The sequence below is a fragment of the Roseateles sp. genome (genome assembly GCF_031397715.1).
Taxonomy (GTDB): domain Bacteria; phylum Pseudomonadota; class Gammaproteobacteria; order Burkholderiales; family Burkholderiaceae_C; genus Paucibacter_A.
The window spans coordinates 1-6,585 of the sequence record NZ_JANNMI010000425.1; the positions used below are offsets into that span (position 1 = coordinate 1).

The 6,585-nt window shown below is 67.5% G+C and carries 4 protein-coding genes; 2 read left to right on the plus strand and 2 right to left on the minus strand.

From position 1 onward, the window contains the following. Positions 1 to 1,792: hypothetical protein (locus tag RMO57_RS18605; RefSeq protein WP_310389197.1), on the minus strand; the 1,792-nt coding region annotated here is incomplete at its 3' end. Between the two features lie 188 nt (positions 1,793 to 1,980). Here RMO57_RS18605 and RMO57_RS18610 point away from each other — a divergent pair. Further along, a complete protein-coding gene (locus RMO57_RS18610) occupies positions 1,981 to 3,099 on the plus strand; it encodes a hypothetical protein (RefSeq protein ID WP_310389198.1) in 1,119 nt (372 codons plus the stop codon). Between the two features lie 4 nt (positions 3,100 to 3,103). On the opposite strand, the gene RMO57_RS18615 is transcribed toward RMO57_RS18610, so the two are convergent. Continuing rightward, positions 3,104 to 4,660 (minus strand): alkaline phosphatase D family protein, encoded by a 1,557-nt coding sequence (locus RMO57_RS18615; protein ID WP_310389199.1) that lies wholly within the window; start codon positions 4,658 to 4,660, stop codon positions 3,104 to 3,106. 57 nt (positions 4,661 to 4,717) lie between these two features. On the opposite strand from RMO57_RS18615, the gene RMO57_RS18620 reads away from it, so the two are divergent. After that, positions 4,718 to 6,585, plus strand: a 1,868-nt coding sequence (locus tag RMO57_RS18620) for a UvrD-helicase domain-containing protein (protein ID WP_310389201.1), incomplete at its 3' end; no start/stop codon positions are given.

A 6,585-nucleotide genomic window follows, 5' to 3' on the forward strand; every position in this document is an offset into this window, starting at 1 on the left:
TGAATTCGAGCGGATAGGCCCAGACCAGGGTGGGGCGGGCCTCGCCTTCTTTGTAGTCGGGCGGCAGATACATCCAGAACGACATCTCGACGCCGTCGCCGCGCTTGAAGCTGACCAGTTCGCGGCGGATCTTGCGCAGCAGCGGATGCGGTGGGCGGGCGCGGGTCAAGGTGGCGGCGGCGGCGGCGGCGGCGGCGGCGGTGGTGGTGAGGGTGGGCTGGCCCAATGACTGCACATGCAGCGACGGCGGCTGGTTGATGCTTTCTTGCAGCGTCAGCAACTGGCCGTCGTTCAGCAACTCCAGCGGCGCGGCATAGATGGCCTCGCCGGACTGGAACAGGCGCTGCACATGGGCGTCGCGCAGGGACAAGCGGTCAAGAAACGGCCGGTCGCCCTTGGGGCTGGCGCCGGCGCCCTGCAGCAAGAGGCCGCCGCCCCAGGTCTGCGCCACCAGATGGCCGCTGGTCGACATGCGCATCAGCGGGCTGCCGGGGTGGCCGTAGCGCTCCCGCATCGAGTGGTCAAACACGGTGCGGATACTGCCGCCGCGCAGCGCCAGCAAGTAGCTGCGGGTCCAGGCGCGCGGGCCGTCGTCCTCGCTGACCAAGGCATGCTGGCCGTCGTCGATGAAGCGCATGCTGTTGAAGCGCTGCGGCAGGCGCAGCAACTCTTGGGCCTCGCCCGTGTAAGGCGCGTCCAGCCGCAGCAGGCGGTCGCGGTGGGCGGCGCGGTGGTTCGGATTGCCGCCGTCCAAGGCCTCAACCCAGTAGATGGCCGCGTCTTTGTTCGGCGAGGCGTAGAACAGCCGCGGCCCCGGCAGCACGCCGTTGATGGCCACACCGCGCTTGAGCGGCAGGCGGGCAATTTCACGCAGCACGCGCCCATCCGGGCGGCGCACCTCCACCACCTGCGGGAAGTCGTCCCAAGTCAGGCTGTAGCTGAAGGGGCGGGTAATGCGCTCGGTCAACAAGCTGTCGCCCCCGCCGAGGCGCGCCACACTGAAGAACAGCGCCGGCTCGCCGAGCCGCTTGCTCTGCAGCGTGCGCAGATTGACGCGGGTCAGCTGCGACAGCGCGTGATAGTCCAGCAGGCGTTCGTCGTGCGGGGTCTGCAGCAGGTCGGCATGGGTGCGCTCCGGCGAGGCGCGCCCCGAGGTTTCGCGGATCAATGGCGCATTGGGCACCGCCGGTAGCCGAGGCGCCGAGCCGCGGCGCTCGGCCCTGGCCAGCACCACCAGCTCGGACGAACTCAGCCAGGCCAGCTCACCCTGCGCCAAGGCATTGTTCAGGCTGATGCCGGCAATTCTTTGTATTTCGCCACTGGCGGCGTCGCCGACCCACAGCTCATTGGCCTGCTCGGTGCGCCGCTCCAGCAAAAAACGCTGGCCATCAGGCGCCCAGCTGAAACTGTGGAAATAGCTTTTTCCAGGCGCGCCGCCGGCGCTCAAGTCCACGCTTTGTTCCGGCGCCTGCGCATTCAGCAAGGGCCGCAGACGCAGGCGCTCGATGGCGGCGGTCTGGCTGGGCACGCCGCTGGCCTGATCAAAGCGCAGGCCGGCCAGCTTCAGCGTCGGGCGGGCCAGCTCGGCCAAGCTGCTGAAGCGGCGCAGCTCCAGCAAGGCCAAGGTTTGCTTGTTCGGCGCGATCAGATGCTTGGGGCTGGCCGGCGCGTCAAGCAACTCGCGCACCGCCGGTGAGGGCTGCTGGTAGGCGCTTTGCTGTGGCGCGGCCAGCGCGGAGCCACAAAAGATCAGCGCGAAGAACGGCAGGGTGACGGTCAGAATGGTTTGCATGAATGGCGCCAGTATCGCAAGCCTGGCTTGCTGGCGGCTGAATGCGCTTGGCGCCAAGCGGCGCCGGCAACTGCCAACAAATGCGCAGGTTCCGTGAGTGAATGGGCAAAGACCCCCAGTTTGCGGGGCTCCACCGGCACGGAAATGACACAGACCTCCTCTACGATCCCGCCTCAACTCCCATGCGCATGCCTGAACTCACCCTCCCCCCCCCGTCGCCCCAGCCCTTGCTGCGCGAAGGCGCGGCGCTGGGTGTTTGGCGTTTGCATGGCTGCAACGCGCTGCAAGGCAGCCCGGCGGGCCAGTGGTACAGCGCCCGCCACGCCCTGGCCGCCGACCGCCATTGCAATGTGCTGGTGTTGCCGCGCTGCGAGCGTTCGGCCGGCATCATGCTGCGCTTCGGCGATCAGGTCAGCGATCTGGGCAGCTTGGCCCACCCCGCCATCAAGGTGCCCAACGACAGTGGCGTCACCCCGGGCGGTCAGCCCTACTTGATTTTTGACGGCAGCGACGGCCAGCCGATTCTCCGCGCCTGCGCCAGCTTGGCCCTGCGGGAGCGCCTGCGTTTGGTCGTCCAGCTCTGCGAGGCCCTGCGCTATGCGCACCAGCAGGGCTGGCTGCTGGGCGAGATTGACCCCTCATTGCTGTGGGTCAACCGGGAGCAGCAGCTCAGCTTGATGGGCATGGGCCTGCTGCGCATACCCGACCCGAGCGACCCCTTCGAGCGGGGTTTGAGCCTGGCCTCGGCGCCCGGCTTTGCCAGCCCCGAGGCGCTGGCCGGCGCGCCGCCGAGCTTTGCCGGCGAGGTTTACGGGCTGGGCGTCTTGCTCTGCCTGTTGGTGGACGGGCGCTTGCCGAATCAGTTTGATGGCGCCGCCGACGAGCATTCTCCGGCCGCGTCTTGGCCGGGTCTGACGGCCCTGGAACGCTTCAGTCTGGACGCCTTGTGCGCCAAGGCGGTCGCACCGCAGACCGCCCGCCGCTATGCCGGGGTTGAGGTGCTGGCAGAAGATTTGCGCGCCTGGCTGGCCGGCGAGGAGCACTCGGCCTTGGCGCTGACGCCGATGCCGCTGCTGAGGCAGGCCAGTGCCGGCGCGGAAGCGATGACCTATGAATCCAAGCTGCCGGCTTGGCCGCCGCGCCCGTCCAGCGGCCGGCGCGCTTGGTGGGCCGGCGTGGCTCTGGCGGGGCTGCTGCTGCTGTCCTTGGGTGCCTGGCTGAGGCCACAAATCTGGCAGCAAGGGCCGCTGGCTAAATTGCTGGTCGCGCCAGCCAAGCAGGCGAACTCAGGGCTAGCCAGCAAATAAGAGCTCAGAGCGGCTGCGCGCCGGGCTGGCCCGCCGCCACCGCAAAGCGCGTCGACACATCGACCGCGCTGTCCGCCAGCCACAGCTCACGCACCGTGCGCAACTCGGCCTGCAGGCCGCCAGCCTGCAGCACAAAGCTCATATAGCCGTGCTGGTCGCTGCGGCCGTAGCGGATATGCGGGTTGTGCGGCCGGGCGCGGTCGATGCGTTGCTGGTCCAGCCCCTGGCTGCTGATCGAGGTGCCACAGAACTCGGTCGCCACCACCGCGCTGTTGGCGTGGTTGAAGTCCAGCTTCAGGTCGCACACATAGTTGGCATGCACATCGCCGCCCAGCACCACCGCGTTGGGCAATTTTTTGGCGACCAGACCTTGCAGCAGGCGGCCGCGCGCCGGGCCGTAGCCGTCCCAGCCGTCGGTCCAATGCACGCGCGGCTGGTCCGGCTTGTCTTGCCAGTTCATCTGCGCCATCAGGGTTGACTGCGCCAGCAGGTTCCAGGGCCGCTGCGCATCCCAGCTCTGCGCCAGCCATTGCTCTTGCGCCGCCCCCAACAAACTGCGCTTGGGGTCCAAAAATGCCGGGCAGTCCTGAACCGACAAGGTGTTGGAGCCGCCGCGGCCCGGCTTGGGGCAAACCTGGGGGTCGCGGTATTGGCGGCAATCGAGCGCGATCAGGCGGGCCAATTTGCCCCAGTCATAGCGCTGATGGATGCGGAGATCGAAGCCGCTGGGCCGCAGCGCCTTGGGGAAGGGCAGATGTTCCCAATAGGCCTTGGCGGCGGCAGCGCGGCGGGCCGGGAAGTCAAGCTCCAGGCCTTGCGAGCTGGCGCCGGCCCAGTCGTTGTCGACCTCATGGTCGTCCCAGATGATGAGCCAGGGCGCGCGCGCATGCATGGCCTGCAGGGCGGGGTCGCTTTTGTACTGGGCATAACGCTGACGATAGTCGGGCAGCGTGCGGCACAGGCCGCCCAGGTGCACGCGTGGCGCGGGGCCGCTGGCCGAGGCATTGGAGCTGGCGGCGTTCTCATAGATGTAGTCGCCCAGGAACAGCACCAGATCGAGATCTTGCTTGGCCATATCTGCCCAAGCCGCATAACGGCCATGGTCCCAGCGCTGGCAGGACGCGATGGCGAAGCGCAACTGCTGGACGTCGGCATCCAACGCCGGCGCCGTGCGGGTACGGCCGATGCCGCTGCGCGCGCCCAGGGCGCTGAAGCGATACCAATACCAGCGGTCAGGCTTCAAGCCGCTCGGTTCGGCGTGCACGCTGTGAGCGTCGTCTGCGACCGCCTGCTCAAGGCCGCTGGCGGCGATGCGGCTGAAGGCCTCGTCCTCGGCCAGCTCCCAGCTGACCTCGGCCTGCGGCGGCAGGTCGTCGCCGGTCAGCCGGGTCCACAAGACCATGCCGCCCGGCCGCGGGCAGCCCGAGGCCAGACCCACGGCGAAGCGCAAGCCAGCATCGGCGGCAAAGGCATGGCGGATGAACAGCGGCGCGCTGGCGGCGGCGAGCGTGGCCTGCAGCAGGCTGCGGCGGCCGGAGTCTGGCGTGGTGTTGGAGCTCATGCGCGACAGCATAGTCGCGCGGCATGGCTATCATGCGCAGCTGCCCCGAGCTCTGCCATGTCCACCAAACCCGCCACCACCCTCAATCCCGCCCAGCTCGAAGCCGTCCACCACTTGGACGGCCCCTGCCTGGTGATTGCCGGCGCGGGCTCGGGCAAGACCAGCGTGATCACGCAAAAAATCGCCCGCCTGCTGCAGGCCGGTTACGCGGCCAAGCACATCGGCGCCATCACCTTCACCAACAAGGCCTCGCAGGAGATGCGCGAGCGCGCCAAGAGCCTGATCGGCCCACGCGCCGCCAAGGATCTGGCGATCTCGACCTTCCATAGCTTGGGCGTGCGCATTCTGCGCCGCGAGGGCCCGCTGGTCGGGCTGAAGGAGCAGTTCTCCATCCTCGACAGCGACGATGTGCTGGGCGTCTTGCGCGACGCCGGCGGCACGCTGGACGCCAACCAGGCCAAGGCCTATCAATGGACGATCTCGGGCTGGAAGAACCAGGGCCTGACCTCGAACCAGGCGCTGGCGATGGCCAAGGACGAGCATGAGCGCGCCGCTGCCGTCGTGATGGCGCGTTATCAGGAGCGCTTGGCGGCTTATCAAGCGGTCGACTTTGATGATCTGATCAGCCTGCCGCTGCGGCTCTTGAGCGAGCATGCCGAGGCGCGCGGCCGCTGGCAGGACCAGCTGCGCTACATCCTGGTCGACGAGTACCAGGACACCAACGCGGTGCAGTACGACCTGCTCAAAGCCCTGGTCGGCCCGCGCGCGATGTTCACGGCGGTGGGCGACGATGACCAAAGCATCTACGGCTGGCGCGGTGCCACGATCGAGAACCTCAAGCGCCTGCCGGTCGATTACCCGCGCCTGAAGGTGATCCCGCTGGAGCAGAACTACCGCTCGACCGGCGCCATCCTGCGCGCGGCCAATAACGTCATCGCCGTCAACCCGAAGATTTTCGAGAAGAAGCTGTGGAGCGAGTTCGGCGACGGGGATCCCATAGCGCTGATCGAGTCGGACGGCGAGGAGCATGAGGCCGAGCGCGCGGTACAGCGCATTCAAGCCTTTCGTGCGGAAGGCAAGGCGCAGGCCTTCGCTGACTTCGCCATCCTCTACCGTGCCAACCACCAGGCCCGCACCTTCGAGAAGGCGCTGCGCCGGGCCGAAATCCCCTACAAGGTCTCGGGCGGCCAGAGCTTTTTCGACAAGAGCGAGATCAAAGACCTCTGCGCCTGGCTGCGCTTGCTGGTCAACCAGGACGACGACCCGGCCTTTCTGCGCGCCATCACCACGCCCAAGCGCGGTATCGGCCACCAGACGCTGGGCTCGCTGAGCCAGTTTGCCGGGCGCTGGAAGAGCAGCATGTTCGAGTCGCTGTTTGCCGAGTCGCTGGGCGAGGTGATGAGCGCCAAGGCACTCGGCTCGCTGCATGAGTTTGGCCGCACCATCACCGATCTGGAGTTCCGCGCCAAGCACACCGAGGGGACGGAAGCCGCCAAGGCCTTGCTGCTGGAATGGGTCAAGGACATCGGCTATGAGGAACACCTGCTGGGCAGCGAGGACAACGAAAACGTGGCGATTGCGCGCTGGAACAATGTGCTCGATTTCATCGACTGGGTCGCCAAACGCTGCGGCGGCAAGGTCAGAAAACAGGACCCCCAAGCTGCCGCTGCGCAGCAGCCGCCCCCCGAGGGGGGTGAGGAGACTTGGGGCGGCCCGGCGTCTCCTCAGGACGGCGATTCCACCTTTGAGAGCGAGCAGCAGACGGTGCTGCAGGTCGCGCAGACCATCAGCGTCATCATCTCCTTGGCCGAGCGCGGCGATGAGCAAGACCAGGTCACGCTGACGACGCTGCATGCGTCCAAGGGGCTGGAGTGGCCGCATGTCTTTCTGGCCAGCGTCAACGAAGGACTGCTGCCCTTCAAGGC

Bases quoted from the DNA above. Each gene is read 5' to 3' on its own strand.
- RMO57_RS18610 (WP_310389198.1), top strand. From the start codon at position 1,981: ATGCCTGAACTCACCCTCCCCCCCCCGTCGCCCCAGCCCTTGCTGCGC.
- RMO57_RS18615 (WP_310389199.1), bottom strand. From the start codon at position 4,660: ATGAGCTCCAACACCACGCCAGACTCCGGCCGCCGCAGCCTGCTGCAG.